Annotated in this window: 30 protein-coding genes and 5 pseudogenes; 13 read left to right on the top strand and 22 right to left on the bottom strand. The window is 71.2% G+C overall.

The features are described from left to right. The first annotated feature begins 63 nt into the window (after positions 1-63). From tatA to QUE38_RS17770, 5 genes and pseudogenes are all read left to right on the top strand, one after another. Positions 64-318 carry a Sec-independent protein translocase subunit TatA gene (gene tatA / locus QUE38_RS16410; RefSeq protein WP_286309394.1) on the top strand — a complete coding sequence of 85 codons (255 nt, stop codon included), beginning with the start codon at positions 64-66 and terminating at the stop codon, positions 316-318. 46 nt (positions 319-364) lie between these two features. After that, a complete protein-coding gene (gene tatC, locus QUE38_RS16405; protein ID WP_286309393.1) occupies positions 365-1,117 on the top strand; it encodes a twin-arginine translocase subunit TatC in 753 nt (250 codons plus the stop codon). 12 nt (positions 1,118-1,129) lie between these two features. Further along, positions 1,130-3,558, top strand: a pseudogene (locus QUE38_RS16400) (DEAD/DEAH box helicase). After that, a pseudogene (locus QUE38_RS16395) lies at positions 3,555-4,076 on the top strand (apolipoprotein N-acyltransferase); the annotation flags it as partial. The pseudogenes QUE38_RS16400 and QUE38_RS16395, both read left to right, overlap by 4 nt. Beyond that, positions 4,034-5,119 (top strand): apolipoprotein N-acyltransferase, encoded by a 1,086-nt coding sequence (locus tag QUE38_RS17770; RefSeq protein WP_350227654.1) that lies wholly within the window; start codon positions 4,034-4,036, stop codon positions 5,117-5,119. The pseudogene QUE38_RS16395 and the gene QUE38_RS17770, both read left to right, overlap by 43 nt. Before the next feature lie 33 nt (positions 5,120-5,152). Here the strand turns inward: QUE38_RS17770 and QUE38_RS16385 are convergent, their stop codons facing one another. From QUE38_RS16385 to QUE38_RS16365, 5 genes and pseudogenes are all read right to left on the bottom strand, one after another. Continuing rightward, a complete protein-coding gene (locus QUE38_RS16385) occupies positions 5,153-5,527 on the bottom strand; it encodes an RNA polymerase-binding protein RbpA (RefSeq protein WP_286309391.1) in 375 nt (124 codons plus the stop codon). Between the two features lie 92 nt (positions 5,528-5,619). Beyond that, complete coding sequence (locus QUE38_RS16380) at positions 5,620-5,745, bottom strand: glycerophosphodiester phosphodiesterase family protein (RefSeq protein WP_286311880.1); 126 nt, start codon at positions 5,743-5,745, stop codon at positions 5,620-5,622. Between the two features lie 272 nt (positions 5,746-6,017). Beyond that, positions 6,018-6,371 (bottom strand): annotated as a pseudogene (locus tag QUE38_RS16375) (glycerophosphodiester phosphodiesterase); the annotation flags it as partial. Positions 6,372-6,393: 22 nt separating this feature from the next. Beyond that, positions 6,394-7,320 (bottom strand): annotated as a pseudogene (locus QUE38_RS16370) (SPFH domain-containing protein); the annotation flags it as partial. Positions 7,321-7,348: 28 nt separating this feature from the next. Continuing rightward, a complete protein-coding gene (locus QUE38_RS16365; protein WP_286309390.1) occupies positions 7,349-7,819 on the bottom strand; it encodes an NfeD family protein in 471 nt (156 codons plus the stop codon). A gap of 112 nt (positions 7,820-7,931) precedes the next feature. On the opposite strand from QUE38_RS16365, the gene QUE38_RS16360 reads away from it, so the two are divergent. Then, positions 7,932-8,660 (top strand): SDR family oxidoreductase, encoded by a 729-nt coding sequence (locus QUE38_RS16360; protein ID WP_433996924.1) that lies wholly within the window; start codon positions 7,932-7,934, stop codon positions 8,658-8,660. A 48-nt stretch (positions 8,661-8,708) separates the two neighbouring features. Beyond that, positions 8,709-9,377, top strand: coding sequence for a GAP family protein (locus tag QUE38_RS16355; RefSeq protein ID WP_286309388.1), 669 nt, complete (start codon positions 8,709-8,711; stop codon positions 9,375-9,377). A gap of 21 nt (positions 9,378-9,398) precedes the next feature. Here the strand turns inward: QUE38_RS16355 and QUE38_RS16350 are convergent, their stop codons facing one another. Next, positions 9,399-10,001, bottom strand: a complete 603-nt coding sequence (locus QUE38_RS16350; protein WP_286309387.1) for an HdeD family acid-resistance protein — start codon at positions 9,999-10,001, stop codon at positions 9,399-9,401. A gap of 148 nt (positions 10,002-10,149) precedes the next feature. On the opposite strand from QUE38_RS16350, the gene QUE38_RS16345 reads away from it, so the two are divergent. Continuing rightward, complete coding sequence (locus tag QUE38_RS16345) at positions 10,150-10,653, top strand: nitroreductase/quinone reductase family protein (protein ID WP_286309386.1); 504 nt, start codon at positions 10,150-10,152, stop codon at positions 10,651-10,653. 9 nt (positions 10,654-10,662) lie between these two features. Here QUE38_RS16345 and QUE38_RS16340 read toward each other — a convergent pair whose 3' ends face one another. The 4 genes from QUE38_RS16340 to QUE38_RS16325 are packed head-to-tail and all read right to left on the bottom strand — an operon-like array spanning position 10,663 to position 12,531. Next, on the bottom strand, positions 10,663-11,208 hold the full coding sequence (locus QUE38_RS16340) for a hypothetical protein (protein ID WP_286309385.1): 546 nt from the start codon (positions 11,206-11,208) through the stop codon (positions 10,663-10,665). Positions 11,209-11,216: 8 nt separating this feature from the next. After that, complete coding sequence (locus QUE38_RS16335; RefSeq protein WP_286309384.1) at positions 11,217-11,696, bottom strand: hypothetical protein; 480 nt, start codon at positions 11,694-11,696, stop codon at positions 11,217-11,219. Beyond that, positions 11,696-12,127, bottom strand: coding sequence for a patatin-like phospholipase family protein (locus QUE38_RS16330; RefSeq protein WP_350227495.1), 432 nt, complete (start codon positions 12,125-12,127; stop codon positions 11,696-11,698). Before QUE38_RS16330 ends, QUE38_RS16335 begins: the two co-directional genes overlap by 1 nt. Continuing rightward, entirely contained in the window at positions 12,019-12,531 is a 513-nt protein-coding gene (locus tag QUE38_RS16325) for a patatin-like phospholipase family protein (protein WP_286309381.1), read from the bottom strand. Before QUE38_RS16325 ends, QUE38_RS16330 begins: the two co-directional genes overlap by 109 nt. Positions 12,532-12,631: 100 nt before the next feature. Between QUE38_RS16325 and QUE38_RS16320 the strand changes: the two genes are divergently transcribed. From QUE38_RS16320 to QUE38_RS16310, 3 genes are all read left to right on the top strand, one after another. Then, the gene (locus QUE38_RS16320; RefSeq protein WP_286309380.1) at positions 12,632-12,886 is read left to right on the top strand and encodes a type II toxin-antitoxin system VapB family antitoxin; all 255 of its coding nucleotides are present in this window, start codon (positions 12,632-12,634) and stop codon (positions 12,884-12,886) included. Next, positions 12,886-13,284 carry a type II toxin-antitoxin system VapC family toxin gene (locus QUE38_RS16315; RefSeq protein ID WP_286309379.1) on the top strand — a complete coding sequence of 133 codons (399 nt, stop codon included), beginning with the start codon at positions 12,886-12,888 and terminating at the stop codon, positions 13,282-13,284. The genes QUE38_RS16320 and QUE38_RS16315 overlap by 1 nt, the downstream gene beginning before the upstream one ends. A 139-nt stretch (positions 13,285-13,423) precedes the next feature. After that, positions 13,424-14,380: a hypothetical protein gene (locus QUE38_RS16310; protein ID WP_286309378.1), complete on the top strand. Its 957-nt coding sequence runs from the start codon at positions 13,424-13,426 to the stop codon at positions 14,378-14,380. Here QUE38_RS16310 and QUE38_RS16305 read toward each other — a convergent pair. Both QUE38_RS16305 and QUE38_RS16300 read right to left on the bottom strand, forming a co-directional pair. Continuing rightward, positions 14,377-15,399: a molybdopterin-containing oxidoreductase family protein gene (locus QUE38_RS16305; RefSeq protein WP_286309376.1), complete on the bottom strand. Its 1,023-nt coding sequence runs from the start codon at positions 15,397-15,399 to the stop codon at positions 14,377-14,379. The genes QUE38_RS16310 and QUE38_RS16305 overlap by 4 nt on opposite strands. An 8-nt stretch (positions 15,400-15,407) precedes the next feature. Then, complete coding sequence (locus tag QUE38_RS16300) at positions 15,408-16,694, bottom strand: molybdopterin-dependent oxidoreductase (protein ID WP_286309374.1); 1,287 nt, start codon at positions 16,692-16,694, stop codon at positions 15,408-15,410. Between QUE38_RS16300 and QUE38_RS16295 the strand changes: the two genes are divergently transcribed. Further along, positions 16,681-17,187 (top strand): hypothetical protein, encoded by a 507-nt coding sequence (locus tag QUE38_RS16295; protein ID WP_286309373.1) that lies wholly within the window; start codon positions 16,681-16,683, stop codon positions 17,185-17,187. The two genes, QUE38_RS16300 and QUE38_RS16295, sit on opposite strands and share 14 nt — an antisense overlap. Positions 17,188-17,203: 16 nt before the next feature. Here the strand turns inward: QUE38_RS16295 and QUE38_RS16290 are convergent, their stop codons facing one another. The 8 genes and pseudogenes from QUE38_RS16290 to QUE38_RS16250 all read right to left on the bottom strand — a co-directional run bounded on the left by QUE38_RS16290 (position 17,204) and on the right by QUE38_RS16250 (position 21,894). Then, complete coding sequence (locus tag QUE38_RS16290; protein WP_286309372.1) at positions 17,204-17,650, bottom strand: DUF2871 domain-containing protein; 447 nt, start codon at positions 17,648-17,650, stop codon at positions 17,204-17,206. 72 nt (positions 17,651-17,722) lie between these two features. Continuing rightward, a complete protein-coding gene (locus QUE38_RS16285; protein ID WP_286309371.1) occupies positions 17,723-18,118 on the bottom strand; it encodes a hypothetical protein in 396 nt (131 codons plus the stop codon). Positions 18,119-18,155: 37 nt separating this feature from the next. Further along, a complete protein-coding gene (locus tag QUE38_RS16280) occupies positions 18,156-18,779 on the bottom strand; it encodes a response regulator (protein ID WP_286309370.1) in 624 nt (207 codons plus the stop codon). Beyond that, positions 18,776-20,029 (bottom strand): sensor histidine kinase, encoded by a 1,254-nt coding sequence (locus QUE38_RS16275; RefSeq protein ID WP_286309369.1) that lies wholly within the window; start codon positions 20,027-20,029, stop codon positions 18,776-18,778. The genes QUE38_RS16280 and QUE38_RS16275 overlap by 4 nt, the downstream gene beginning before the upstream one ends. 55 nt (positions 20,030-20,084) lie before the next feature. Further along, positions 20,085-20,276, bottom strand: coding sequence for a helix-turn-helix transcriptional regulator (locus QUE38_RS16270; RefSeq protein ID WP_286309368.1), 192 nt, complete (start codon positions 20,274-20,276; stop codon positions 20,085-20,087). Then, complete coding sequence (locus QUE38_RS16265) at positions 20,273-20,689, bottom strand: hypothetical protein (RefSeq protein WP_286309367.1); 417 nt, start codon at positions 20,687-20,689, stop codon at positions 20,273-20,275. Before QUE38_RS16265 ends, QUE38_RS16270 begins: the two co-directional genes overlap by 4 nt. A gap of 83 nt (positions 20,690-20,772) precedes the next feature. Next, a pseudogene (gene yidC, locus QUE38_RS17765) lies at positions 20,773-21,500 on the bottom strand (membrane protein insertase YidC). 94 nt (positions 21,501-21,594) lie between these two features. Continuing rightward, complete coding sequence (locus QUE38_RS16250; protein ID WP_286309364.1) at positions 21,595-21,894, bottom strand: DUF6412 domain-containing protein; 300 nt, start codon at positions 21,892-21,894, stop codon at positions 21,595-21,597. Positions 21,895-21,952: 58 nt separating this feature from the next. Here QUE38_RS16250 and QUE38_RS16245 point away from each other — a divergent pair, with 58 nt between their 5' ends. Beyond that, on the top strand, positions 21,953-23,632 hold the full coding sequence (locus tag QUE38_RS16245) for an SDR family oxidoreductase (RefSeq protein WP_286309363.1): 1,680 nt from the start codon (positions 21,953-21,955) through the stop codon (positions 23,630-23,632). Positions 23,633-23,638: 6 nt separating this feature from the next. Here QUE38_RS16245 and dhaM read toward each other — a convergent pair whose 3' ends face one another. Beyond that, positions 23,639-24,337 (bottom strand): dihydroxyacetone kinase phosphoryl donor subunit DhaM, encoded by a 699-nt coding sequence (gene dhaM / locus QUE38_RS16240; protein WP_286309362.1) that lies wholly within the window; start codon positions 24,335-24,337, stop codon positions 23,639-23,641. Next, positions 24,327-24,983, bottom strand: coding sequence for a dihydroxyacetone kinase subunit DhaL (gene dhaL / locus QUE38_RS16235; RefSeq protein ID WP_286309361.1), 657 nt, complete (start codon positions 24,981-24,983; stop codon positions 24,327-24,329). Before dhaL ends, dhaM begins: the two co-directional genes overlap by 11 nt. Positions 24,984-24,987 lie beyond the last annotated feature (4 nt).

The following is a 24,987-nucleotide window of genomic DNA, read 5'->3' as shown; positions in this document are numbered from 1 at the left end:
GCCCTCGGCCCGCGCCGCTCAGGCTAGACTGACGGCACACTTCCCGCCGAAAGACGAGAGCTCATGTTCGCAAACCTCACCGGATGGCACTTCCTGATCATCCTGGTCGTCATCCTCCTTCTGTTCGGCGCGCCGCGCCTCCCCGCACTGGCACGGAGCCTGGGGCAGTCGATGAAGATCCTGAAGAGCGAGGTCCGCCAGGACGGCGACGACGCCGACAAGGACGCGAAGAAGGACGACGCCGGCACCGCCGAGTCGACGGCGACGACGCAGGACGACTCCACGACCAAGCGCACCGACTCCGGCACGAGTTCCTGACGCGGTGGCCGCGAGACGAACTCGCGGATCCAACCGCGAGAAGCGCATGTCGCTCGGTGAGCACCTCATCGAGCTCCGCAACCGGCTGTTCATCTCGGCCATCGCGATCGTGCTCGCCGCCGTCGTGGGCTGGATCCTCTCCGAGTGGGTCTGGGACGCGCTGCGCGAGCCGGTCCAGCAGATCGTGGAGTCGCAGTCGCGCGACGCCGAGATCACGTACCCCACGATCACGGGCGCATTCGACCTGCGCCTGCAGATCGCGTTCACGCTCGGCATCGTGATCGCGAGCCCCGTGTGGCTCTACCAGGTCTTCGCGTTCCTGGTGCCCGGGCTCAACAAGAAGGAGCGTCGGTACACCTTCGCGTTCTTCTTCACTGCCGTGCCGCTGTTCTTCATCGGCTGCGCGGCGGGCTGGTACGTGCTGCCGAACATCGTGGCGCTCATGACGAGCTTCGTGCCGAGCGACGACGTGAGCTACCTCGACGCGAAGATCTACTTCGACTTCGTGCTGAAGCTCGTGCTGGCGATCGGCATCGGCTTCGTCGTGCCCGTGTTCCTCGTGCTGCTGAACTTCGTCGGCATCCTGAGCGCGGAGACGCTCATCAAGTCCTGGCGCATCGCGATCCTCGTGATCGTGCTGTTCACGGCGCTTGCGACGCCCGCGGCCGACGTCATCTCGATGTTCCTGCTGGCGATCCCGATGATCGTGCTCTACTTCGTCGCCTGGTTCATCTCGTACCTGCACGACAAGCGCGTGGCGAAACGCCTGCGTGAGCTCGAGGAGGGTCTGGCTGCCTAGGCTGGAGGCGTGATGACCCTGAGCCCCGCGGAGCGGTACGAGCGGTCCCGGCAGCAGCGGGCGGGCTCGCGCGTCGCCGAGTTCGCCGGCCGACTCGGCTTCGACCTCGATCCGTTCCAGCGCGCCGCCTGCGCGACCCTCGACGAGGGGCGCAGCGTGCTCGTCGCCGCGCCGACCGGCGCCGGCAAGACGATCGTCGCCGAGTTCGCGGTGCACCTCGCCATGCAGGACGCGAGGGCCAAGGTGTTCTACACGGCGCCGATGAAGGCGCTCAGCAACCAGAAGTTCCAGGAGCTCCAGTCGGTCTACGGGCCGTCCGAGGTCGGCCTGCTCACGGGCGACACGAACGTCAACTCGAGCGCGCGCATCGTCGTGATGACGACCGAGGTGCTGCGGAACATGCTCTACGCGGGCTCTCCGCTGCTGGAAGACCTGGCGTTCGTGGTCATGGACGAGGTGCACTACCTCGCCGACCGGTTCCGCGGCGCGGTGTGGGAGGAGGTCATCATCCACCTGCCCGAGGAGGTGCGGCTCGTCTCCCTCAGCGCGACCGTCTCGAACGCCGAGGAGTTCGGCGACTGGCTGCAGGCCGTGCGCGGCGACACCGACGTGATCGTCTCGGAGGAGCGCCCGGTGCCGCTCGAGCAGCACGTGCTCGTGCGCAGCAAGATGCTCGACCTGTTCGACTCCTCGGGTCGCGCGGCGACGCACCGCGTCAACCCCGAGCTCGTCCGGCTGGCGCAGGCGGGCGGACGGTCGCTGCAGGGCCGCTCCTCGCGCGGGCGTCGCGGCAGCGACCGGGGCAGGTGGCACGCCCGCCAGGCGCCGACCGGCCGCCTCGACCGCTCCGAGGTGATCCAGCAGCTGCACGACACGCACCTGCTGCCCGCGATCGTGTTCGTCTTCTCGCGCGCGGGCTGCGACCAGGCGGTGCGCCAGGTGCTGCGCTCGGGCCTGCGGCTCACGAACGCGTCGGAGCGCGAGGAGATCCGCGAGATCGTCGAGGAGCGCTGCCGCACGCTGCGCGACGAGGACCTCGCCGTGCTCGGCTACTACGAGTGGCTCGAGGGCCTCCAACGGGGCGTCGCGTCGCACCACGCCGGACTCCTACCGGCCTTCAAGGAGGTCGTCGAGGACCTCTTCCAGCAGAAGCTGCTGAAGGTCGTGTTCGCGACCGAGACGCTGGCGCTCGGCATCAACATGCCCGCGCGCACGGTCGTGCTCGAGAAGCTCGAGAAGTTCAACGGCGAGGCGCGCGTGCCGATCACGCCGGGGGAGTACACCCAGCTCACCGGTCGCGCCGGCCGACGGGGCATCGACGTCGAGGGGCACAGCGTCATCCAGTGGACCGACGGCCTCGACCCGCAGGCGGTCGCCTCGCTGGCATCCCGCCGCAGCTACCCGCTGAACTCCAGCTTCCGGCCCACGTACAACATGGCCGTGAACCTCATCGACCGGTTCGGCCGCGAGCGCACGCGCGAGATCCTCGAGTCGTCGTTCGCGCAGTTCCAGGCCGACCGCGCCGTGGTCGACCTCGCGCGCACCGTGCGCAAGCAGGAGGAGTCGCTCGCCGGCTACGCCGAGGCGATGGAGTGCCACCTGGGCGACTTCGCCGAGTACGCGCGCATCCGGCGCGACATCAGCGACCTCGAGCGCAAGAACTCGCGCGGCGGCTCGTCGCACGCCGAGCGCGAGCAGATCCAGCGCGAGCTGGGGAGCTGCGCAAGCAGATGCGCCGACACCCCTGCCACGGCTGCGCGGACCGCGAGGCGCACTCGCGCTGGGCGGAGCGCTGGTGGCGCCTGCACCGCGACAACCAGAAGCTCACCGGGCAGATCCGCACGCGCACCGGCGCGATCGGCAAGGTGTTCGACCGCGTCACCGACGTGCTGCTCGAGCTCGACTACGTGCGCGAGACGTCGGCCGGGGTCGCGCTGACCGCGGCGGGTCGGTCGCTGCGCCGCATCTACGGCGAACGCGACCTGCTCGTGAACGAGTCGCTGCGCCGCGGGCTGTGGACGCAGCTCGACGCCCCGTCGCTGGCCGCCATCGCCGCGGCGATCGTCTACGAGCCGCGTCGCGATCTCATCGACGCAGACGAGCGGATGCTGCCGCGCGGCGCCTTCCGCATCGCGCTCGACCGCACGCGCGACGCGTGGAGCGAGCTCGACGACATCGAGCGCGAGCACCGGCTCGCGGGCAGCGAGCCGCTCGCGACCGCACTCTGCACGGCCATGCACGCGTGGACGCGGGGCGACTCGCTCGGCGCGGTGCTCGAGATCGCCGACCTGGCCGCGGGCGACTTCGTGCGCTGGGCCAAGCAGGTGGTCGACCTGCTCGACCAGCTCGGCACGGCCGCCGACCCGGCGATCGGCGGAACCGCTCGTCGCGCCATCGACGGGATCCGTCGCGGCGTGGTCGCCGACGGGACGCTGGCATGAGCGCAGTCCGCGCCGAGGAGCGGTCGTCGGAAGCGGCATCCGTCGCCCGACCGCTGCTGCCGCTCTGGGCCGCCTTCGCCGTCGCGATCGCCGGCGGGCTCGTGTACGACCTCGGATTCCCCGACGTCGGCATCTGGCCGCTCGCGTTCGTCGGCATCGCCATGGCGCTGGTCTCGCTCATCGGGCGCGGCGCCTGGGGCGCTCTCGGCGTCGGCTACGCCTTCGGCGCGGCGTTCTGGCTCACCCACGTCGGCTGGACGTCGCTGTACCTCGGGCCCGTGCCGTGGCTGGCGCTCTCGCTGTTCGAGTCGCTGTTCGTCGCGGTCGGCGCGCTCGCGATCGCGCTCGCCTACCGCTGGGTGCCCGCGCTCGGCTCGTCGCGCTGGGTGCGGCTCGTGGTGCTGCCGCTCGTCGTCGCCGGGCTCTGGGTCGCCCGCGAGTTCGCGGCCGGCACGATGCCGTACGGCGGGTTCCCGTGGGCGCGTGCGGCGGCGAGCCAGTCGGAGAGCCCCTTCGCCCCGCTCGTCTCGTGGGTGGGGTTCACCGGGCTGTCGTTCGTCATGGTCTGGGTGGTCGCCGCGCTCATCGAGTTCGCGCGCCTGCGGGGGTGGCGCAGGCCGCGCCGCGCTCTGCCCGTCGCCGTCGTGCTCCTCGTCGCAGCGCTCGTTCCCGCCTGGCCGACCGTCGATGCGGGCTCGTTCCGTGTCGCCGGCGTGCAGGGCAACGGACCGTCGGGCTACTTCGACCAGCGCGAGCGCGGGGACGTGCTGCGCGCCCAGCTCGAGGCGACCGCGCCGGTCGTCGACGAACCCGGCATCGACGTCGTGCTCTGGCCCGAGGGCGGCTCCGACATCGACCCGACGCGGGATGCCACGACCGCGGCGATCTTCGACGACCTCGCCATCCGCGCCGACGCGCCGGTGCTGCTCAACACCGTCACGACCACCGGCGACGAGTTCTTCAACTCCTCGCTGCTGTGGGTCGCGGGGGAGGGGCGGTCGCCCAGTTCGACAAGCGCAACCCGGTGCCGTTCGGCGAGTACATCCCCGACCGCGACTTCTACTACGCGCTCGCGCCAGATCTCGTCGGCCTCGTGCAGCGGGGCTACAGCCCGGGCACGAACTCGCCGGTGTTCGACATCGACGGCGTGCTCGCGGGCCTCGCGATCTGCTTCGACGTGATCTACGACGACCTCATCTGGGAGGGTGCCCGCGACGGCGCGCAGGTCTACCTGCTGCAGACCAACAACGCCGACTTCCGCGGCACCGACGAGAACCTCCAGCAGCTCGCGTTCGCCCGGCTCCGCGCGATCGAGACCGGCCGTCCCGTGGTGAACCTCTCGACGACGGGAACGAGCCAGGTGATCGCGGCCGACGGCCGGACGGTCGACTCGCTCCCGGCCTACGAGGCGGGCGCGATGGTCACCGACGTGCAGCTGCGCGACGGGCTCACGCCGGCCGTCATGCTCGGCGGCTGGGTGCCGTGGACGCTGACCATGCTCGGCCTCGCCGGCCTCGCGTTCGGATGGCTCCGGACGCGACGAACCGGCCGCAACCCCTAGGGGCCGGGCCGGTTCGATGTGCGTGTCGGCGGCTCAGGCGCCGATCTTGTGCTCCTGTGCCTCGCCACGACGTGCGCGCAGGACCGCGAGTCGCTCCTCGAGGAGCTCCTCCAGCTCGGCGCGCGTACGGCGCTCGAGCAGCATGTCCCAGTGGGTGCGGCCGGTCTTCTCGGCCGATCGGTCCACCTCGACGGGCTTCGAGTCCACCAGCAGCGTGGCCTGGTGCGCGCAGTTGCGGCACTCCCACGTCTCGGGGATCTCGGCCTCGGTCGAGAAGACCATCACCGTCTCGCGGTTGCAGTCATCGCAGAGGTAGGTGTACTCCGCGCGTTCGGCGAATACGACGCCCTCTTCGCTCTGCAGGCTCTGTGCTCCGAGGCGCATTCCTCGCAGACTCCGGTCAGCCATGACGCACTCCTTCCCTCGATCGTCTCCGAACCGTTATAGACGACCAAGCTGGGCGTTCCCTTCCCGCGGCCTGCGTGATTGCCAGACGATTCTCAGCCGGGCGAGCGCTCCCGCAGCACGTCCATGGCGAGGTCGGCCCGATCGGTGACGATGCCGTCGACGCCCAGCGCGAGGAGGCGGCGCATGTCGGCCGGGTCGTTGATCGTCCAGACGTGCACCTCGGCGCCCGCCGCCTGCACCCGGCGCACGAACCGGGGGTCACGATCTTCACGCCGCGCACCGACTCGGGCACCTGCACCGCGACGGCGCCCCGCAGCATCCGACGGATCGACCGCTCGCTGCGCAGCCACGTCGCGATCAGCACCCGCAGCACCCCGAGCGAGCCCGGCGACGTGGCGACGCCCGGCAGCGCGCGCGCGGCGCGGACCCGGCGGCCCTCGTCGAACGACGTCAGCAGGACGCGATCGGATGCCCCGGCCGCACCGACCGCGGCGACGGCGGGCGCCACCACCTCCTCGACCTTCAGGTCGATGTTGAAGCGCGCGTCGGGGAACTCGGCCAGCGCCTCGGCGAGCATCGGCACGCCGTGGCCGCCGCCGAGGTCCACGGCCGCGAGCTCGTCGGCCGTGAGGTCGGCGACGCTGCGATCGATACCCGCGACACGGCGCAGGTCGGCGTCGTGCGCGATCATCGCGATGCCGTCGGCCGAGACGTGCACGTCGGTCTCGATGATGCGGATGCCCGTCGTGAGCGCCGCACGGAAGGCTGCGAGCGTGTTCTCGGGCGCATCGAGCGCCAGCCCCCGGTGCGCGAGCACCCGAGGGGGCGGTCCCTCCAGCAGCATCCGCTCGGTCAGTCGCGCGGCGCGGCGTGGCCGCCGGACGGGGAGTGCCCCGGCCCGCGCCGAATGCGGAGCTGACGCCCTTGAGCGCCTCGGTCAGTTCGCTCGGCACGATCCAGAGCTTGTTCGCGTCGCCGCGGGCGACCTCCGGGAGCATCTGGAGGTACTGGTACGCGAGCAGCTTCGGGTCGGGGTCGCCGCGGTGGATCGCGTCGAACACCGTGGTGATCGCCTCCGCCTCGCCCTGCGCGCGGAGCACCGCCGCCTTCGCGTCACCCTCGGCCTTGAGGATCGACGCCTGCCGGCGGCCCTCGGCCTCGAGGATCGCGGACTGCTTGGTGCCCTCGGCGGTGAGGATCGCGGCGCGGCGGTCGCGCTCGGCGCGCATCTGCTTCTCCATCGAGTCCTGGATCGACACGGGCGGGTCGATCGCCTTGAGCTCGACCCGGGAGACGCGGATGCCCCACTTGCCGGTCGCCTCGTCGAGCACGATGCGCAGCTTCGAGTTGACCTCCTCGCGGCTGGTCAGCGCCTCCTCGAGGTTGAGGCCGCCGACCACGTTGCGGAGCGTGGTGGTGGTGAGCTGCTCGACCGCGCCGAGGTAGCTGGCGATCTCGTAGGTCGCCGCCCGTGCGTCGGTCACCTGGAAGTAGACGACGGTGTCGATCGACACGACGAGGTTGTCCTCGGTGATGACCGGCTGCGGCGGGAACGACACCACCTGCTCGCGCATGTCCACGAGCGGGCGTACGCGGTCGATGAACGGCACGAGGATGTTCAGGCCCGGCGTGAGGGTCTTGTGGTAACGGCCGAGGCGCTCGACGACGCCCGCGTAGGCCTGCGGGATGATCCGGATGGCGCGGACCAGCACGACGATCACGAAGACGCCGACCGCGACCAGCAGGACGATGAGGAAGATCTGACCGACGAAGTCGGTCACCGCACTGGACATGAGGGCTCCTGTCGGGTGCGCCGGTCGCTCAGGAGACGGCGCGTTCGGTGGGGATGATGACGACGGTGGCTCCGTCGACGAGGGTCACGAGCACGGTCTCGCCGGGAGTGACGGTGCGCTGCTCGGTGGCGGGGGAGAGGCGGGCGGTCCAGGTCTCGCCGTTGGCGAGCTTCACGAGGCCGGAGTTCGCCTCGACCGGGCTCAGCACGCGACCGGTCATGCCGAGCAGGGCGGCGACGTTGCTCGGCGTCGGATCCTCGCCCTTGCGCATGTACCGCAACAGCACGGGGCGGATGGTGAGGATCAGCAGCACCGACACCGCAGCCGCGATGAGGAACTGCACCCACCACGGGAACCCGAGGAGATCGGCGCCCAGCCCGGCGATGGAGCCGAAGGCGATCATGAGGAACGTGAACTCGAGCGTGAGCAGCTCGATGATGATGCAGACGACGATGAAGATCAGCCAGACGAGCCACAGATACTGGGTGAGATCGACCATGTACCCGCCCCTTCGACGCCTGTGTCGAAGCTATCACCGGCGGGGCGGCGAATGGGCGCGTTGGTAGGGTCTTCCTGTGAACAATCCCCTGGCTCCCGGTTCCCTCACCGGCATGACCGCACTCGTCACCGGATCCTCGCGCGGCATCGGCGCAGACACCGTCCGCTACCTGTCGGGCGCGGGCGCGAACGTCGTCGTGAACTACCGCAACAAGGAGGCGAGGGCGCGCAAGCTCGTCGACGAGCTCACCGCGGCCGGCGGGCGTGCCATCGCGATCGGCGCCGACCTGACCGACCCGGAGTCGGTCGCCCGCATGATGCAGGAGGCGAAGGATGCGTTCGGCGGCATCGACGTCCTCGTGCTCAATGCGTCCGGCGGCATGGAATCGGGCATGGCGGAGGACTACGCGATGGTGCTGAACCGCGATGCGCAGGTGAACGTGGTCGACAACGCGCTGCCCGTGCTCAACGACGGCGCGCGCATCGTGTTCGTGACGAGCCACCAGGCGCACTTCATCCGCACGACGCCGACCATGCCCGAGTACGAGCCGGTCGCGCGTTCGAAGCGTGCCGGCGAGGACGCCCTGCGCGAGCGCATCCCCGCGCTCACCGAGGCGGGCGTCGAGTTCGTCGTGGTCTCGGGCGACATGATCGAGGGCACCATCACCGCCACGCTGCTCGAGCGCGCGAACCCGGGCGCGATCGACGCCCGCAAGGAGCAGGCCGGTCGCCTCTACAACGTGTCGGAGTTCGCCGCCGAGGTGGCGTCGGCCGCGGTCGATCCCGTGCCGGAGCAGCACACCCGGTACGTGGGCGACGTCTCGGGGTTCGCAGCGGAGTAACGATCGGGCGCGCCGGCTCACCGGGCGCGGGGGAGCGGGAGGAGCGCCATGCTCGATGCGATCGGTCACGTGCTGCCGGTGGCGGTCGCCATGGCCTTCAGCTCGGTGCCGATCATGGCGACGATCCTCATCCTGCTGTCGCCGAACCGGAAGCGCTCGGCACTGCCGTTCCTCATCGGCTGGGTCGTGGGCCTCGCGGTCGTCGTCGCACTCGCGGCACTCGGCGCGCAGGCGCTGCCGAGTCCGAGGTTCGACCGGCAGCCCGACGTCGCCGTGGGCATCGCCGAGCTCGTGGTGGGTCTCGCGCTCGTGGTGTTCGGCATCGTGCGGCTCCGGCAGTCGTACCGCAGCACCACGTACGAGATGCCGCGCTGGCTCTCGGCGGTGTCGTCGCTCGGGCCGTGGTCGTCGCTCGGCGTCGCGCTCGTGCTCAACCTGCGCCCGAAGGCGATCCTGCTGGCGGTCGCCGCCGGCCTGGGTATCCGCGGCGACGACCTGGCCCTGGCCGACGCGGCGATCGTGATCGTGGTCTACACGGTGATCTCGGCCTCGACGGTCGCGGTGCCGATCGTGCTGACGCTCGCCGCGCCGGAGCGCATGACGCCGCGTCTGGTGCGGGTGCGCGAGTGGATGGCGCGCAACAGCGGTGCGGTCACCGCGGTGATCGTGCTGCTGATCGGCGTCGTGATCGCCGGCTACGGGCTCGAGTCGTTCTGAGCCCGTAGCCGGGCGTGACGGTCAGGCGGTGGCGCCGCGCCCGAAGGTGAACGCGCGGACGATCTGCACGATGCCGAGGATGATCAGGCTGATGCCGGCGATGAGGAACAGCAGCAGCGCGCCCCACAGCGGCGAGAACAGCAGCACGATGCCCGCGACGACGCTCAGGATGCCGAAGAAGATCGTCCAGCCCTTGGAGGACGTGTCACCGGCCTGTGCGAGCGCGACGATGCCCTCGATGATCCACACGATGCCGATGAGCACGCCCATGAAGATCGCGAGGAACTCGGCGGTCGCGGCGAGGTTGGCGAACGCGAGCACGGCGCCCACGACGAACAGCACGCCGAGGATGAGGTCGAGCGCCCTCGCCCCGCCCTTGAGGCCGCGCGAGAAGATGCCGATCCCCAGGTAGACCAGGCCCGCGATGAGCAGGTAGATCGCGAGCATCACCGTGATGCCGACCGCCGCGCCCTTCGGCCAGAAGGTGATCAGGATGCCCAGGATCAGCGCGACCACGCCGCTGATGCCGAGTGCGGCCCGCACGCCGTTCACGGCCTGCTTGGTGAGCGCGTCGGCGTCGAGCGTGAACGACGCGAACATCGGGGTCGGCTGGGGAGTGGACATGTGCGCCTCCTACGACGGTTTTCGACTGGGGTCGATGCGCTCACAGACTATTCCCAGATGATGACCGGAGTCACGAGCCGGGGGAGCCGTGTCGGGCACCAGAACTGGGGCGTTGCGCCGACGCGACACGTCGGAGCATCCTGTCGCCATGGCCGAGCGGGGCGGCGACACCTTCCGGAGCGTGTACTGGGTCAAGCGCGCCGTGTATCGCGGCGACCGGCCGGGGCCGATCGCGCGCGTGCTGAATCGCTTCTGGGCGAAGCAGTACGCCGGCGGGAGCAGCCTGGCACGCGATCGCGACGTCACCCTCGAGGTGCGGGGCCGCTCGAGCGGACGGACGATCGCGTCGCCGGTCGTGATGGCCGACCTCGACGGTTCCTGGTACCTCGTGTCGATGCTGGGGGACCACGCGAACTGGGTGCGGAACGTGCGCGCGGACGAGGGGAGGGCCACGATCCGGCACGGCGACGCGACCGAGGTCACGCTCGAGGAGGTGCCGACCGCCGATCGCCCGCGCATCCTCAAGCGGTACCTCGACGTGGCGCCCGGCGCGCGACCGCACGTGCCGCTCGACCGACGGGCTCCCGTCACCGACTTCGCCGGCATCGCCGCCGACTTCCCGGTGTTCCGGGTGGTCGGGCTCGACGCCTGAACAGGGCCGCTAGGCGGCCGTCGGCGCGTGCCGGTCGATCCAGTCGTCGATCTGCTGCCACTCGTCCATGAGCCAGTCGGCACGCTCGTCGTGATCGGTGGGGATCGCCGGCCGGTGCACCGTCCAGAACCGCATGACGATGCGCTTGTCGGTCGGCAGCTCGCGCCAGATGTCGCCGACGTTGCGGATGCGATCGAGTCCGGTGTGCGCCACGAAGTACACGTCGGCGTCGGGGGAACCGTCGAGCGCGGCGAACAGGCCGCCGGGACGCGGCGCCATCACGTGCATCATGCGCTCCGCCCGTTCGGCCGCCTTGTGCAGGCCCGCCGCGTGCAGCCGCTCGATCGCGCGTTCGCGGCGCTCGGGCGTGAAGTTGCCGCCCTCGGGGAAGATGACGAACGCGTCGCCGGTGCCCATGCCGCTCGCGAGCTCGCGGATGCGGTCGTGCAGCCCCTCATGGGCGCGCTCGCGTCGCCGGCCGGTGAACGGCGGCGGGGCGATGAATCGGTTCGGCAGGCGGTTGAGCACGACGTCGACCGCCGGGTCCCACTGCATCGTGTCCTTCAACACGATGCGGGGGAGCGGTCGAACCAGTTGAGCACCGCGTGGATGAGCACGAACGAGTCGGCCGGCCCGGCGTGCCGGCTCGCGATCACGCAGGGCTTGGCGTCGTCGTGGAACCCCGGCGGAACGCGCACGTCGATGTCGAGCCGCAGCACCCAGTGCGCGTTCCAGAACAGCGTCCGGAGCATCCAGGCGACGAAGCGGTAGTGCACGTGCTGCGTGCGGGCCCGGTGCATCCGCCGGCCGAACCCCGACGCGACCCACAGCGCGAACAGCCCCACCAGCGCGGTCGCCTCCCAGAGCAGGTAGACGGTGATCATCCAGAGCAGCCGGGGGAGCCGGAACCGCCACCCCATGAGCAGCGACGCGACGACGCCGATGAACAGCCACACCGGCAGGGTCACCGTCACTGCGAGTGCGAGCACCACCACGAGCGGGGCGACGACGACTCGCCGTACCCACACCGGTGGCAGACGCATCAGCCGCGCCGTCCCGGGAGCGTGCCGAGCTTCGCCTGCTCGTCGAGATAGGCGACGGATGCCTCGTAGCCGTTGTCGATGCGCCGTTGGAGCGCCGCGATGGAGAGGTGCTTCACCACGCGGTTGTCGCGCGACGAGGTGGTGCCGGTCGGCAGGACGTGCATGCGGACGCCCTTCGGGAGGGTTGCGGAGTCGCGGGCGAACCGGTGCCGGCGCGAGATCTCGAATGCGATCCGCGCCGTGCCGAGGTGCGACTGCGGGGCACTCAGGGGATGCTCGATGCGCCCCACCTGCAGCACCATGATGTCGGTCGCACCGTGGCTCACCGCCTCGCCGACCGGGATCGAGTTGACGAGCCCACCGTCGACGAAGTGCTCGTCGCCGATGCGTACCGGACGAAACACTCCGGGAAGCGACGCCGACGCGAGCACCGCGGGCACCAGGGGACCGCTGGAGAACCAGTGCTCGGCGGCGCGTTCGATGCTCGCGGCGCAGCACCGGAACTCGACGTCGAGGTCGCGGAAGCTCGTGGCGCCCCCAGACCGCCCTCGAGCAGACGTCGCACGGGCGCCATCGTCATCACGTGCGATCTGCCGAGGCGGATGCCCGTGCCGCTCGTCAGCCCACGGGCATCCTTCGACGACCAGGCGTGTTCGAGCCGCTCGAGGCTGGCGTCGACGTCGGCGGCGATGATGGCGCCGTTGACCGCGCCGATCGACGTGCCGACGATGAGGCTCGGCCGGATGTCGCGCTCGAGCAGTGCCCGCAGCATGCCGACCTGGCCCGCGCCGAGCACGCCGCCGCCTCCGAGGACGTACGCGACCTTGGAGCGCATGGCGCCATTCTGCCGCAGTGGCGGCGACTTCGCAGGGAAGCCCGGACACGGATTTCTTCCTAGATATATACCTTTCTTCCTAGTGGGGTAGAATGCGTGCATGGCCCTGAACATCAAGGATCCGGAGACCGACCGGATCGCCCGCGAACTCGCGGACGCGACGGGGGAGAGCATCACGGTCGCCGCCCGCATCGCCATGGAGGAGCGCCTGCGGCGCGTACGAGCGACCGACGCCCAACGCGCGGTCCGCGACGAGATCGCAGCGATCATCGCGCGAGGTCGAGCGCGAGCAGTCCTCGACGATCGCAGCGCGGAAGAGATCATCGGCTACGACGAGCACGGCCTTCCGAGCTGATGGCACTCGTCGTCGACACATCAGCGGTGGCGGCGATCGTCTTTGGCGAGCCCGATGCCCTGGCCTTCGGGGAGGCGCTCATCGCGCACGCCGGTGACGTCCACATCAGCGCGGCGACCGTTCTGGAAGCACGGATCGTGATCGAGAGTCGTCAAGGCTCGAGTGGAACCCAAGACCTGGCCCGTTTGCTCGACCAGGTCTCCGCAGCGATCGTTCCGTTCGACGCTCAGCAGACATCGCTTGCCACAGCGGCGTGGCAACGCTATGGCAAGGGACGGCACGCCGCCGGCCTGAACTTCGGCGACTGCTTCTCGTACGCGCTCGCACGACACCTCGGCATGCCCCTGCTGTACAAGGGTGATGACTTCACCCACACGGACGTCCATGCCGCCATCTAGACGTCGGTCGAGAACGGTCGTCCCGACGACCCACGTCTAGTCCGATAATGCACATTATGTCAGTTCACGACGGGAGAGGCGCACGGCGGGTGCGGTCCACCCCCTTCCCCTCGCTCGGGCCGATCGCCAGAATTGCCGGATGCACTCCGACGACGACGCCCTGCCCGACCAGTCGACCGCAGCTGCGTCGGAGGCCGCACCGATCGAATCGCCAGCGACGGCACGCGCACCGTTCCCGGCTTGGTCCTGGTTCGCAATCGGCGCGGCAGCAGCCGTCTTCGGGCTGCTGCCGTGGCTCGTGACAGGTGCACGACTCCCCCTGCAGAACCTCTGGGGCTCCGAAACGATGCCGGAGGACATGCCCCGCACGCTGCTGCCGTTCAGCCAGTACTTCCTCCAGTCGGTCGCCGCGCTGCTCGGCATCGGCGCGGTCGCGTCGGGAATCGCTTTCCGTGCGCTCCGGGCCCGGGCCGGACGACACGCGCGACTCGCGCTCGTGCTCGGAGTGGTCGTCGTCCAGGGCGTCGCGCTCGTGCAGACGACCGTCGTGGTCGCGAACGGGCTGCGTGGCGATGCGGACTCGGCGCTCTACCTCAGCGTGATCGGCGGCGCGGCGCTCGTCTCGTTCGTCGCGGGACTGGTGGTCCTTCCGTTCGTCGCCTGGGGTCCGCGGGCCGGCGCCCTCATCGGCCTCACTCTCGCGGCGCTGATGGTGTCGTCGTGGGTCGGCACGGCGCTCGATCCGGTGGCCCTCTCGGTCACGAACGCGTACACGTGGCTGAGCCCGATCCTCCGCTGGACTCCGCCGGTGCTGGTGGGCCTCGCCATCGCCTGGTGCGGCCTGGCGACCGCCGGTCGCATCGTTGCAGCCGTCTGCTCACTGCTCCTCCTCTGGGTGATCCCTGCGCTCGCCACGGGCGTCGCCTACGCCTTCGGCAGCAGGGTGCTCCTGTACGACCCCTCGTCGATCGGTGGCGCGCTCGTCGACGTCGCCCGCATGGCGCTCCTGCAACCCGCGCTCGTGCTGCCGCATCTGGTCGTCGCGATCGGCGTGGCGGCGCTCGGGCTCGCGCTCCGCCGGGCACGCTCCCGCTAGTGTTCGAGCGAGGTGTCGCCGGCAACGCGCACCTCGACGAAGGCGTCGTGGAACGCGCCTCCGCCGCCGGCGTCGCTGAGCCCGTCCGGGGTCAGCGCGTTGGCCGACGTGCCGCGGGCACCGCGCGCCCATCCCGACGGTAGCGCCACGACTCCCTGCCGCACGTCCCCCAGTCGCGCCGTCGCGGGCACCGTCGCGCGTTCGTTGACGACTTCGACCCGGTCCCCGTCCGCGATCGCACGAGCCGCGGCGTCCTCGGGATGCATCGCGACCGTGAGTTCCTCGGCGCGCACGTGCCACGGCACGTGCGCGTAGCTGGAGTTGAGGAACCGCAGCGACCCCTTCGCGCTGATCAGGTGCAGCGGCCACCGCTCGTCCCGGTCGAGGGCGACGGATGCCAGGGGCGCGACGAACGCGCACCTGCCGTCGTCGGTCGGAAAGCCTCCGTCGGCGAAGGGCGTCGGCCCGCGATCGTCGGCGAGCCGCGCCCACCCCTCTCCCTCGAGTCGCGAGCGGGTGATGTCCATCTCCCGGAACGCGTCGCTGTCCATCGCGATTTCGAGCATCTCGTCGTCACTGAGGTGCAGGTAGGCGTCGTCGAGGCCCATCGCCGTGGAGAGCCGGCGGAAGAACTCGGTGGTCGACACGGCCTCGCCGACGGGAGCGATCGCCGGCTGGTTGACCGCGATCACGTCGTGCCCCCACGCCCACATGAGGTCGAGGTGCTCGACCTGCGTCGTTGCGGGCAGCACGTAGTCGGCGAACTGCGCAGTGTCGGTCAGGAACTGCTCGTGCACGACGGTCAGCAGGTCGTCTCGCTGCAGGCCTTCGACCGTGAGCGTCTGGTTCGGCATGGTGACGACCGGGTTGGAGCCGTGCACGATCATCGCCGTGATCGGCGGGTCCACGGAGGCATCCGTGAGCGCCCGGCCGAGCTGCACCATGTTGACCGAGCGGATGCCGGGAGGAACCAGGTCCAGGCGCTCCAGCGGCGCCACGTGCATCGCGTCCCAGTGCATGGCGGCCGTCAGGAAGAGCAGCCCTCCCCGCGGTTGCGCCAGGCACCGGTCACGACGGGCAGGTATGCGATCGTGCGGAAGGTCTCGGCACCGGATTCGCGGTGCTCCATCCCCACGAGCAGTCGGATGCAGGAGGCCGACGAGGTCGCGTAGGCGTGCGCCAGTCGTTCGATCTCGTCCGCAGGCACGCCGCAGGTCGCCGCCACCCGCTCCGGGGTGAACTCCTCGAGGCGCGCCGCGAAGTCCTCGAATCCGTTCGCGTGCTGCTCGAGGTAGTCGTCGTCCTGCAGCCCGTCGCGGACGATCACGTGCATGAGGCCCATCGCCAGCGCCGTGTCGGTGCCGGGGAGCGGCTGCACGTGCCAGTCGGCGGAACGCGCGGTGCGCGTCGCCGCCGGGTCGATCACGACGACACGCGCCCCCGCCGACTGCGCCTCGCGGATGAACGGCCAGAGGTGCACGTTCGTGACGATGGTGTTCGTGCCCCAGAGGATGATGAAGCGCGAGTGCCGGATCTCTTCGGGCATGATGCCGACGTTCGTGCCGATCGCCTGCGATACGCCGGTCGACCCGGTCGAGGCGCACACCGCACGCACGAGTTGCGTCGCCCCGATGCGCCCGAAGAACCGGTCGCCCGCCCCGCTCCCCTGCAGCAGTCCCTGCGTTCCCATGTAACTGAACGGCAGCACCGTCTGGCTGCCGTGGCGCTCGATGCGCTCCGTGAGGCCGGCGGCGATCTCCTCGAGTGCAGTCGCCCACGACACCCGCTCGAACTCCCCCGAGCCCTTCGGCCCGACCCGCCGCAGGGGGTGCAGCACGCGCTCGTCGGCGTATACGCGATCGAGGAAGCGGTTGACCTTCGCGCACAGGGTGCCTCGGGAATACGGATGCTCCGGATCGCCGGCGAGTTTGGTCGCCCGGCCGTCCTCGACCGTGACCTGCCAGGCGCAGGTGTCCGGGCAGTCGTGCGGGCATGCGCCGCGCACACTGACTGGAATCGGGATCACCAACGGGACACCTCCGTGTGCCTGCGGCGCGCCGCTCGGTGCGCCAACGCTTCCCCGACCGTACCCCGGACGCGCTTCGGCCCGCTGCGGAGACTCCCAGCCCTGCCGAGGTCGGAGTAGCACCGCCCCGCCAACTCTGCCCAGGTTCTCGGGCGAGGTCGACGAGATACGCCCTATCGCGGTGGTGTCGGCACCGCTAGCCTGAACCTGTCGCCGCAGTCCGCTTCCGCTTCGCGGCGGCTCCGCTCGCCAGCCCAGCCGCCGAAGGAGCACGATGTCGCCGAGCACGCCCGACCGAAGCCAGACCGACCGTCACGACGAGCCCGCTCCGCTCTCGCGACGGGGCATCGTCGCCGGCGCGGCCTGGGCACTCCCGACGATCGCACTCGCTGCGACGGTTCCCGTCGCCGCCGCGAGCGAACCGGCGCCGGTCTGCGTGCTCTTCGAGGGCACCGGCGTCGACGTCTCGACCGACAACGACATGACGATCTACTTCGATTACGCCGGGCGGGCGTCCGCAGCGATCGCGGCGGGAATGGTCGTGAAGATCACGGCCATCGAGGGCCAGGCGTTCAACGGCATCGGTGGGGACACGAATCTCCCCCAGGTCTTTCCGGTGAATGCGACCACCCTCACCCCGGAGGGCTGGCTCGTGATCAGGCTGACCCGGGCCAACCAGCCGGGCAGTACCGGCGAAGTCAGGGTGACCGTGCAACAGCTCAGCGGCGAGGCGCTCTGCGGCGCTGCGGCCTACGTATTCAGGTGGGAACCCGGCAACTGAAGACGATTCGGCGCGTTCACGCGACGAGCGCGGCCGCCTCAGGGGCATCCGCTCGCTCTCGACCGATGGCACGGCCGAGCGCCGACATCAGCAGCACCAGGCCCGTGGTGAGCAGCATGTGGCCGAGACCGGCGATGCCGGCGATCATCGCCCCAGACTCCTCCCCCAGCACCGTCAGCGAGCCGTGCAAGATCAGCACTGCCGAGGTCAGCAGGACGCCGGCGTTGTAGGTCCAGAAGAACCAGCCGAACAGGCGACTGCGTGAGAGCGCGAAGAGGCGCTCGAGCACCAGCACGACCAGTAGGACGAGGAAGCCGAGCGTGAGCAGGTGCGTATGCGCGAGGCCGAGCTGCGTGGACTCCCCCTCGGGGAAGCCGTTGAGCTTCGTGAACTCGCGGTAGAAGAGGCCCGAGAGCACTCCGGCGATCAGGTAGGCGAACGAGGCGGTGAAGAGACGGCGCACGGTGATTCCTTTCGAGGTTGCCGTGACAGCCTCCCCGGCGCGCGTCCGTGCGGATCAACCGAACGGATGAGATCAGGCCGCGAGCGCGAGCTCGCCGGACCCCAGCGCGATGAGCAGCGAGAGCGCCGCGAGCACGATCGACACCGGCACCATGACCGCGCGCTCCGCCACGCTTCGCGAGACGGCGTTCGCGAGGATGCCCAGTGCGAAGTACCCGAACACGACCCACATCGCGATCTCCGCGAACGGATCGCCGAACACGTCGATGAGGCCCACCCGATCCCACGCGATCGCGGCGATGAACGCGTAGACCACGATCGACACCGCGCTCCCGACCCGGAGTCGCGCAGGCAGGACGCGGTGCTGCCCGCCCCAGGCGAAGCGGCCGAGCGGCGCTCCGAACACGAGTGCGAGTTGGAAGACGGCGAGCAGGACGAGCACGACGGTGAGCACCAGGGCGAAGGGCATGGCCGTCAACGTAGCGGACCTGCGGCTTCCTCGCGTGTCACAGCAGCCCGGTCTCGCGAGCCACGGCGCTCGCGCGCGTGCGCGAGTCGACGCCGAGCTTCTCGTACACGTGCACGAGGTGCGTCTTCACGGTCGCCTCGCTCACGAACAGGCGCTTCGCGATCTCGCGGTTCGACGCACCGGTATCGAGCGCACGCAGCACGTCGACTTCGCGCTGCGTGAGGGTGATGCGCGGCGCACGCTTCGCCGAAGCCACCCGAGCGCTCAGCGACTGCGAGAGCACGGTGCCGCCGGCCGCGGCCCGCCGCACGCCGGAGACGATCTGCTCGGGCGATGCGTCCTTGAGCAGGTAGCCGGATGCCCCCGCCTCGATCGCTCCCAGCACCTCGGCGTCGCGGTCGAAGGTCGTCAGGATCACCACGACGACCGCCGGGTCGGCTGCGCGCAGTGCCGCGGTGGTGCCGATGCCGTCCATCCCCTCCCCCAGGCGCAGGTCGCACAGCACGACGTCGGGTTTCCGCAGCCGGGTCAGCACGACCGCCTCCTCCCCCGTGGCGGCCACGCCCACCACGTCGATGCCGCCTGCCGTCGAGAGCACCGCGCGCAGGCCGGCCCGCACGACCGGATGGTCGTCGACGAGCAGCACGCGCACCGCGCTCACTCGCGCACCCCGGTCGCGACCCGCGGCAGCGACGCCGACAGCGCCGTGCCGTCCCCCGGTGCGCTCTCGACGTCGAGGTCGCCGCCCAGCTCGCGCATGCGTGCGCGCATCGCGACGAGCCCGTATCCCCCGCCCGCACCGGCCGTGCCGCGGGTCTTCCAGCGCTTCGCATCGAACCCGACCCCGTCGTCCACGACGTCGAGGCGCACGTCGTCCCCCGCATCCGACAGGCTCACGACCACCCGCTTCGCGCTCGAGTGGGTACGCACGTTCGCAAGTGCGGACTGCACCGTCCGCAGCACGGCGATCTCGGCCGCGGTCGACAGTGCGGGCAGGTCGGCATCAACCCGAAGGTCGGTGCGGATGCCCGCTTCGGCCTCCACTCTCCCGAGCAGGCGTCGCAGCGCGTCGCCCAGTCCCGAGCCGTCCAGCTCGCCCGGCGCGAGCGCGTGCACGATGCGGCGCGTGTCGGCGAGCCCCTCGCGCGCGAGCAGCTCGATCTGCGCGAGCTGCGCCTCGTGCTGCGAGCCACCGGCCTGTGCCGTGCGGGCGAGCATCGCGATCGAGGTGAGGCTCTGCGCGACCGTGTCGTGGATGTCGCGGGACAGCCGCGTGCGCTCCATGCCCGCACCGCTGTCGCGCTGGGCGCGTGCCAGCTCGTCCTGCAGCTCGGCGGTCTCCCGCTGCGCCGTGGTGAGCGACTCGATGAGGCGGCGACGGTCGCGAGCATCGCGCAGCAACTCGAGGTACCCGCGCGAGATGCCCACCGCGAACGCGCCCCCGACGAGCGGGCCGATCACCTCGGCGTACGAGGTGTCGCCCCCGTGGAGCACCGGCGCGACGATCACGATCGCGAGGATCACCGCGCTCAGCACGAGCGCACCAGGGAGCCACAGGATGAACCCCGCGAGCAGCCAGAGCGGGAACGCCATCCAGACGAACTCCGGCGAGACCACTACGCACACCACCCACGCGACGACGAGCACCCCGAGCCAGCGCGCGGCGACGCTCGACTCCTTCAGCCCATCGCCGAACAGGGGCCCCGCCGCCGCGCATCCCAGGAACAGCAGCGAGGCCGTGATGACGCCGAACGCGGCGGTGTCGTCCGCGAGGGCGCGGATCGCGGCGATCGCGAGCAGCAGGATCGTGATCGACGCGAGGCCGACGCGGATCGCCCGGCTCGTCCCGGCGCCGGCCACCCGCCCGATGAACGCGCGTTCGCCCGGGGGCCGCGAGGGGTTGTTCGGCATAGCTGCAATACTGCCGCGATCACGGAGGTCCGGACGCATCCGTCCCCAGCCCTCGTCAGTCGGCGAGGAAGATCTCCTCGATGGCGAGGTCGAACTCGCGCGCGAGCCGGAACGCGACCGGCAGGCTCGGGTCGAACTTCCCCGTCTCGATCGCGTTGATCGTCTGCCTGGACACCTCGATGCGCTGGGCGAGCGCGGCCTGGGTCAACCCGCGGTCGGCGCGCAGCGACGCGATGCGATTCCTCATCGGTAGCGCACCATCCCGATGCCGACGGCGAGGAGGTAGACGAGTCCGAGACCGGCCGTGAAGACGGCCACGTCGAGCCCGCCCCCGGGAAGCAACCCGGCATCGGCGGCGACGAAGCTCGCGAAGCCGACGATCCAGCCGATGCCGAGCGTGATGCCCAGCGCATCCTGCTGGATCTTCCGCTGCAGCTCGTCGATGGAGCGGAGATACCGGCGGAACGCGATGATCCAGCCGACGCCCACGGCGAGGTTCGCACCGACCGCGATCCAGCCCGCTATGGCGTTCTCGCCCCAGACCAGCTCCGGTCCGAATCGCGCGACCGCGAGGGAGACCAGCCACGCGAGCGTCCACGCGAACAGCCATCCCGTCGCGCTCCACTGCCTCGCCGCCCCGGACGACTGCTCCGATGCCATGCGCCTGCCTCCCGCGTTCGTGTCAAGTGTGTTTGACACGGTAGGTCAGCGCAGCCGAGCTAGTCAAGTTGACTTGACATGCCTCACGCGCGCGCCGCGAACACGCGCTGCAGCACGAGCCGCTGCCCCAGCGTCCAGGTGACCGTCGCGGCGAGGTAGATGCCGGCGGCGACGGGCACGAAGGGCACGATCGCCGCCGTCAGGAACTGCAGCAGGCCGGTGGAGCGGCGCGCCCACGCCGGCAGGGCCGGGTCGTCCGGGGCGAACGCCCGTCGCGAGAGCTCTCCCGCGAGCAGTGCGACCGCGACCAGCACGAGCGTGATCGCGATCAGCGTCGGCGACAGGGCGGATGCCGTGGCTGCCGCCGCGAACGAGTCGCCCAGCGGCACGCCGAACGCCGTCGCGCTCAGGATCACGTTCTGGTGTCCCGCGATCGTGGGCAGCACGAGCGTCGCGTAGGCGAACGAGAGCACGGGCGCCTGCGCGAGGGCGGGGAGGCAGCCCGCCGCGGGCGACACGCCCTCGGCCGCGTAGAGGAGCGCAGCTCGGCCTGCAGACGTTCGGGCTGGTCGCGGTACCGCTCGCGGATTCGGGCGACACGCGGGGCGAGCCGTCGCCGGTCCCGGTCGGCGCGCGCCTGGGCCACGCCGAGCGGCACCAGCGCGGTGCGGACGAGCGCGGTCGCCAGCACGATCGCGAGGGCGGCGCTCGCCGGTCCGGCGAACGGGTCGAGCAGGTCGGCCAGGCGCAGCAGCGCGGTCGCGGCGTGATCGACGATGGTGGCGAGCAGGGGCAGGTCGAAGGGGTTCATGGTGTCCTCGAGGTCGATGACGGATGGGGTCCGTATCGGCTGCGAGCCGTGCGTCAGCGGGCGGGCACTCGGCGCCCGAGTCCGCTGCGCGACGTCACGCGGCCGTCGACCGGCGGCCCGGAGCCCTCGGGCGAACGCTGCCCGCCGCATCCGGGTCGCACTGCGCGAGGAGGCGCGAGGGGTCGACGGTCTGCCCGCGGAAGACCAGCGCCCCCGCGTCGACCTCGACGTCGAGTCGCCGCAGCACGACGAGGACCGTCGCGACCGCGACGACCGAGACGACGGCGAGCAGCAGGGCGTGCGGAGCGGCGAACCCGACGCCCTCCGCGACGGCGGCCGGCACGTCGGCGACGAGCGCGACGAAGCGCACGAGCACCACCGACGCCTCAACCATGTGCGACACCCTACTCTGGGGCTGTCGGGCGCGACGCCCGGGACGGGAGCGCGATCGGATGCGACGACAGGTGCTCGTCGCCACGGCGCAGGCGTTCCTCGTCACCGTCCTCTGGTCGTCGTCGTGGGTGCTCATCCGCATCGGACTCGACGACGCGTTGCCGCCGCTCACGTTCGCCGGACTGCGCTACGGGCTCGCCGCCGTCATCCTCCTCGCCGTCGCCCTCGCGCGTCCGCGCGTCCGGGCCGACCTCCGCGCGCTCACCCCGCGCCAGTGGGGCGAGCTCGCGGTGCTCGGCCTCGTGATGTACGCGATCACCCAGGGCGCCCAGTTCGTCGGGCTCGCGCTCCTGCCGGCCGCCACCCTCAGCCTCTTCTACTCGCTGACACCGGTCGCCGTCGCGATCGGCGCGCTGCTCGCGCTCGGCGAGCGGGTCGGGCGCGGAGGACTCCTCGGCCTCGCCCTGACCGTCGTCGGGGGCGTCACGTACTTCGCCGCCGGGGGCGGCGCGGGCGCCACCGTCGCCGGCATCGCCGTCGCCGTCGTCGGCCTGCTCGCCAATGCGGCCGCATCGGTGCTCGGCCGAGCGGTGAACGCAGGTGCGCACGCCTCGGCGCTGGCGATCACCGCACCGTCGATGACCATCGGCGCGCTCGCGCTGCTGGGCACGGGACTCGCCGTCGAGGGACCTCCGGTCGTCTCCGCCCGGGCGTGGGCGATCATCGCGGTCCTCGCCGTCGTCAACACCGCGATCGCGTGGACCCTCTGGAACCACACCCTGCGCACCCTCCGCGCCGCGCCGTCCGCGGCCATCAACAACACGATGCTCATCCAGATCGCGATGCTCGCGGCGATCTTCCTCGCCGAGCAACTCGCCCCGCTGCAGTGGGCGGCGCTCGGCGTCGTGGCGGTCGGCACGTTCCTCGTGCAGTTCTCCGGCCCCGGCGTTCGGGCATATCGTGGGCGCATGGCCGACCCCGCAGCATCCGCCCCACGCCCCGTCACCCTCGTCACCGGCGGCGGACGCGGCATCGGCGCGGCGATCGCCCGCAGGCTCGCCGCCGACGGGCACGACCTCGCGCTCACCTACCGGGTGCGCGCCGACGAGGTACGCGAGGTCGCCGACGAGTGCCGCGCTGCGGGCAGCGAGGTGGCGGTGCTGCACGCAGACCTCGCGGACCTCGCGCAGGTGCGGGCCCTCGTGCCGTCGGTGCTCGACCACTTCGGGCGCATCACCGGACTCGTCAACAACGCCGGCATCACCGGCCGCATCGGCGAGTTCCTCGACGTCGACGACGACGAGGCGCAGCTCGTGCTCGACGTCAACGTGCTCGCGCCGCTCCTGCTCGCGAAGGACGCGATCGCGCACATGGCGACCGACCGCGGCGGCGAGGGCGGATGCATCGTGAACATCTCCTCCGGCGCCGCGACGAGCGGCGCGCCGCACACCTACGTGCCGTACGCCATGAGCAAGGCGGCGCTCAACGCGCTCACGACCGGGCTCGCCAAGGAGTTCGCCGCGGTCGGCGTGCGCGTGAACACGGTCTCGCCCGGTACGACGCACACCGAGATCCACGCGGATGCCGGTCGGCCGAACGCGCCCGACGAGCGCGCGCCGAACATCCCGATGCGCCGAGCGGGCGAGCCGCACGAGATCGCCGGAGCCGTGGCCTACCTGTTCAGCACGGACGCGTCGTACACGACCGGTGCCGACATCCGCGTCGCGGGCGGCAACTGACCCCGGTCACGCCTCGCCGAAGCCCGACTCGACGAGCTCCGCGAGCGCGTCGACCGCGGAGCGCGCCCGCGTGTCGTCGGACGAGATGGTGACGTCGTCGCCGCGCACCGCCCCCAGGGACATGATCGCCAACAGGCTCTTCGCGTCCTTCCCGTCGACGAACACGTGCGCGTCGAAGGTGCTCGCGAGGCGTACGAACTCGGCCGCGGGGCGGGCGTGCAGGCCCGCCTCGTTGCGGAGCGTGACGGTGCGTTCGTATCGCGGCCGGCCCGGGTCGGCGGGCGGCGATTCGCCCGCCGCCTCGCCGCGCGCCGCGCCGCTCGCGGCCGCGACCACCTCGTCCAGCGTGCCGCCCGTCTGCGCCGCCACCGCCGCGGCGACACCGCCCTCGACCAGCGGCGCATCCACCACACGCACGCGCGCCCGCTGGTCGTCCTCGACGAAGTCCAGCGCCGTCTCGGCGGTCAGCACCGCGCTGCCCAGGTCGAACAGGACCGCGGCGCCGCTGCCCGCGTCCGCACGCGCGATGCCCTCCGAGACCTTCGCGAAGCTCGTGCCGATGCCGCCGTCGTCGGTGCCGCCCGCGGCGACCAGCACCACGTCCTCCGCCATCTGACGGGCGAGCTCCACCAATCCGTCGGCAATGGCCGCCGAGTGGGAGACGAACACGAGCCCGACCCTGGGCGCGTTCGGGTCAGCTGCCACGGCGCTCCGCCGCATCCGCCGCCGCCTCGGCCGCTGCGCGCAGCAGCAGCGCGGTCGACTCGGCCCCCGGGTCGCGGTGCCCGGCCGACCGCTCGCCCAGGTAGCTCGCCCGCCCCTTCCGGGCGACGAGCGGCTCGGTGTCGGCCGCGCCCTGCTCGGCCGCACCCGCCGCGGCCTCCAGCACCGCTCGCACGTCCGACCCGGCCGCAGCGGCGGCGCTCGCCGCCTCGACCGCGGGAGTCCACGCATCGACCATCGTCTTGTCGCCCGGTTCGGCCTTGCCGCGCAGCACGATGCCGTCGCGTGCCGCGGTGAGGATCGCAACCACGTCCGACGGCCCGAGCTCGTCGAGCCCCTGGGCGGCGCCCGATGCCTTCAGGAACGCCGTCCCGTACAGCGGGCCGGCCGCACCGCCGACGTTGGAGATGAGCGTGGTCGCGACGAGCATGAGCGCATCGGCCGGCGTCGCGTCGTCGCCCAGCCCGTCGAGCGCCGCGAGCGCGGCCTGGTAGCCGCGGTCGAGGTTCTCGCCGTGGTCGCCGTCGCCGATCGCGCGGTCGAGCGCGGCGAGGTCGGCCTTGTGCGCGGCGACGGCGTCGGCGCTCCGTCGCACCCAGTCGGTCGCCCAGTTGCTGTCAACGTCCATGCCA

The organism is Agromyces mangrovi (assembly GCF_030296695.1).
Taxonomy (GTDB): domain Bacteria; phylum Actinomycetota; class Actinomycetes; order Actinomycetales; family Microbacteriaceae; genus Agromyces; species Agromyces mangrovi.
Note: the sequence above shows the minus strand (reverse complement) of the source record. Positions and strands in the feature narration are given on the sequence as shown.

Excerpts from the sequence above, each read along its gene's own strand:
- tatA (WP_286309394.1), top strand. The coding sequence starts at position 64 with ATGTTCGCAAACCTCACCGGATGGCACTTCCTGATCATCCTGGTCGTC.
- tatC (WP_286309393.1), top strand. The coding sequence starts at position 365 with ATGTCGCTCGGTGAGCACCTCATCGAGCTCCGCAACCGGCTGTTCATC.
- QUE38_RS16385 (WP_286309391.1), bottom strand. The coding sequence starts at position 5,527 with ATGGCTGACCGGAGTCTGCGAGGAATGCGCCTCGGAGCACAGAGCCTG.
- QUE38_RS16365 (WP_286309390.1), bottom strand. The coding sequence starts at position 7,819 with ATGGTCGATCTCACCCAGTATCTGTGGCTCGTCTGGCTGATCTTCATC.
- QUE38_RS16360 (WP_433996924.1), top strand. The coding sequence starts at position 7,932 with ATGACCGCACTCGTCACCGGATCCTCGCGCGGCATCGGCGCAGACACC.
- QUE38_RS16355 (WP_286309388.1), top strand. The coding sequence starts at position 8,709 with ATGCTCGATGCGATCGGTCACGTGCTGCCGGTGGCGGTCGCCATGGCC.
- QUE38_RS16350 (WP_286309387.1), bottom strand. The coding sequence starts at position 10,001 with ATGTCCACTCCCCAGCCGACCCCGATGTTCGCGTCGTTCACGCTCGAC.
- QUE38_RS16345 (WP_286309386.1), top strand. The coding sequence starts at position 10,150 with ATGGCCGAGCGGGGCGGCGACACCTTCCGGAGCGTGTACTGGGTCAAG.
- QUE38_RS16340 (WP_286309385.1), bottom strand. The coding sequence starts at position 11,208 with ATGCAGTGGGACCCGGCGGTCGACGTCGTGCTCAACCGCCTGCCGAAC.
- QUE38_RS16335 (WP_286309384.1), bottom strand. The coding sequence starts at position 11,696 with ATGCGTCTGCCACCGGTGTGGGTACGGCGAGTCGTCGTCGCCCCGCTC.
- QUE38_RS16325 (WP_286309381.1), bottom strand. The coding sequence starts at position 12,531 with ATGCGCTCCAAGGTCGCGTACGTCCTCGGAGGCGGCGGCGTGCTCGGC.
- QUE38_RS16320 (WP_286309380.1), top strand. The coding sequence starts at position 12,632 with ATGGCCCTGAACATCAAGGATCCGGAGACCGACCGGATCGCCCGCGAA.
- QUE38_RS16315 (WP_286309379.1), top strand. The coding sequence starts at position 12,886 with ATGGCACTCGTCGTCGACACATCAGCGGTGGCGGCGATCGTCTTTGGC.
- QUE38_RS16310 (WP_286309378.1), top strand. The coding sequence starts at position 13,424 with ATGCACTCCGACGACGACGCCCTGCCCGACCAGTCGACCGCAGCTGCG.
- QUE38_RS16305 (WP_286309376.1), bottom strand. The coding sequence starts at position 15,399 with ATGCACTGGGACGCGATGCACGTGGCGCCGCTGGAGCGCCTGGACCTG.
- QUE38_RS16295 (WP_286309373.1), top strand. The coding sequence starts at position 16,681 with ATGTCGCCGAGCACGCCCGACCGAAGCCAGACCGACCGTCACGACGAG.
- QUE38_RS16285 (WP_286309371.1), bottom strand. The coding sequence starts at position 18,118 with ATGCCCTTCGCCCTGGTGCTCACCGTCGTGCTCGTCCTGCTCGCCGTC.
- QUE38_RS16275 (WP_286309369.1), bottom strand. The coding sequence starts at position 20,029 with ATGCCGAACAACCCCTCGCGGCCCCCGGGCGAACGCGCGTTCATCGGG.
- QUE38_RS16270 (WP_286309368.1), bottom strand. The coding sequence starts at position 20,276 with ATGAGGAATCGCATCGCGTCGCTGCGCGCCGACCGCGGGTTGACCCAG.
- QUE38_RS16265 (WP_286309367.1), bottom strand. The coding sequence starts at position 20,689 with ATGGCATCGGAGCAGTCGTCCGGGGCGGCGAGGCAGTGGAGCGCGACG.
- QUE38_RS16250 (WP_286309364.1), bottom strand. The coding sequence starts at position 21,894 with ATGGTTGAGGCGTCGGTGGTGCTCGTGCGCTTCGTCGCGCTCGTCGCC.
- QUE38_RS16245 (WP_286309363.1), top strand. The coding sequence starts at position 21,953 with ATGCGACGACAGGTGCTCGTCGCCACGGCGCAGGCGTTCCTCGTCACC.
- dhaL (WP_286309361.1), bottom strand. The coding sequence starts at position 24,983 with ATGGACGTTGACAGCAACTGGGCGACCGACTGGGTGCGACGGAGCGCC.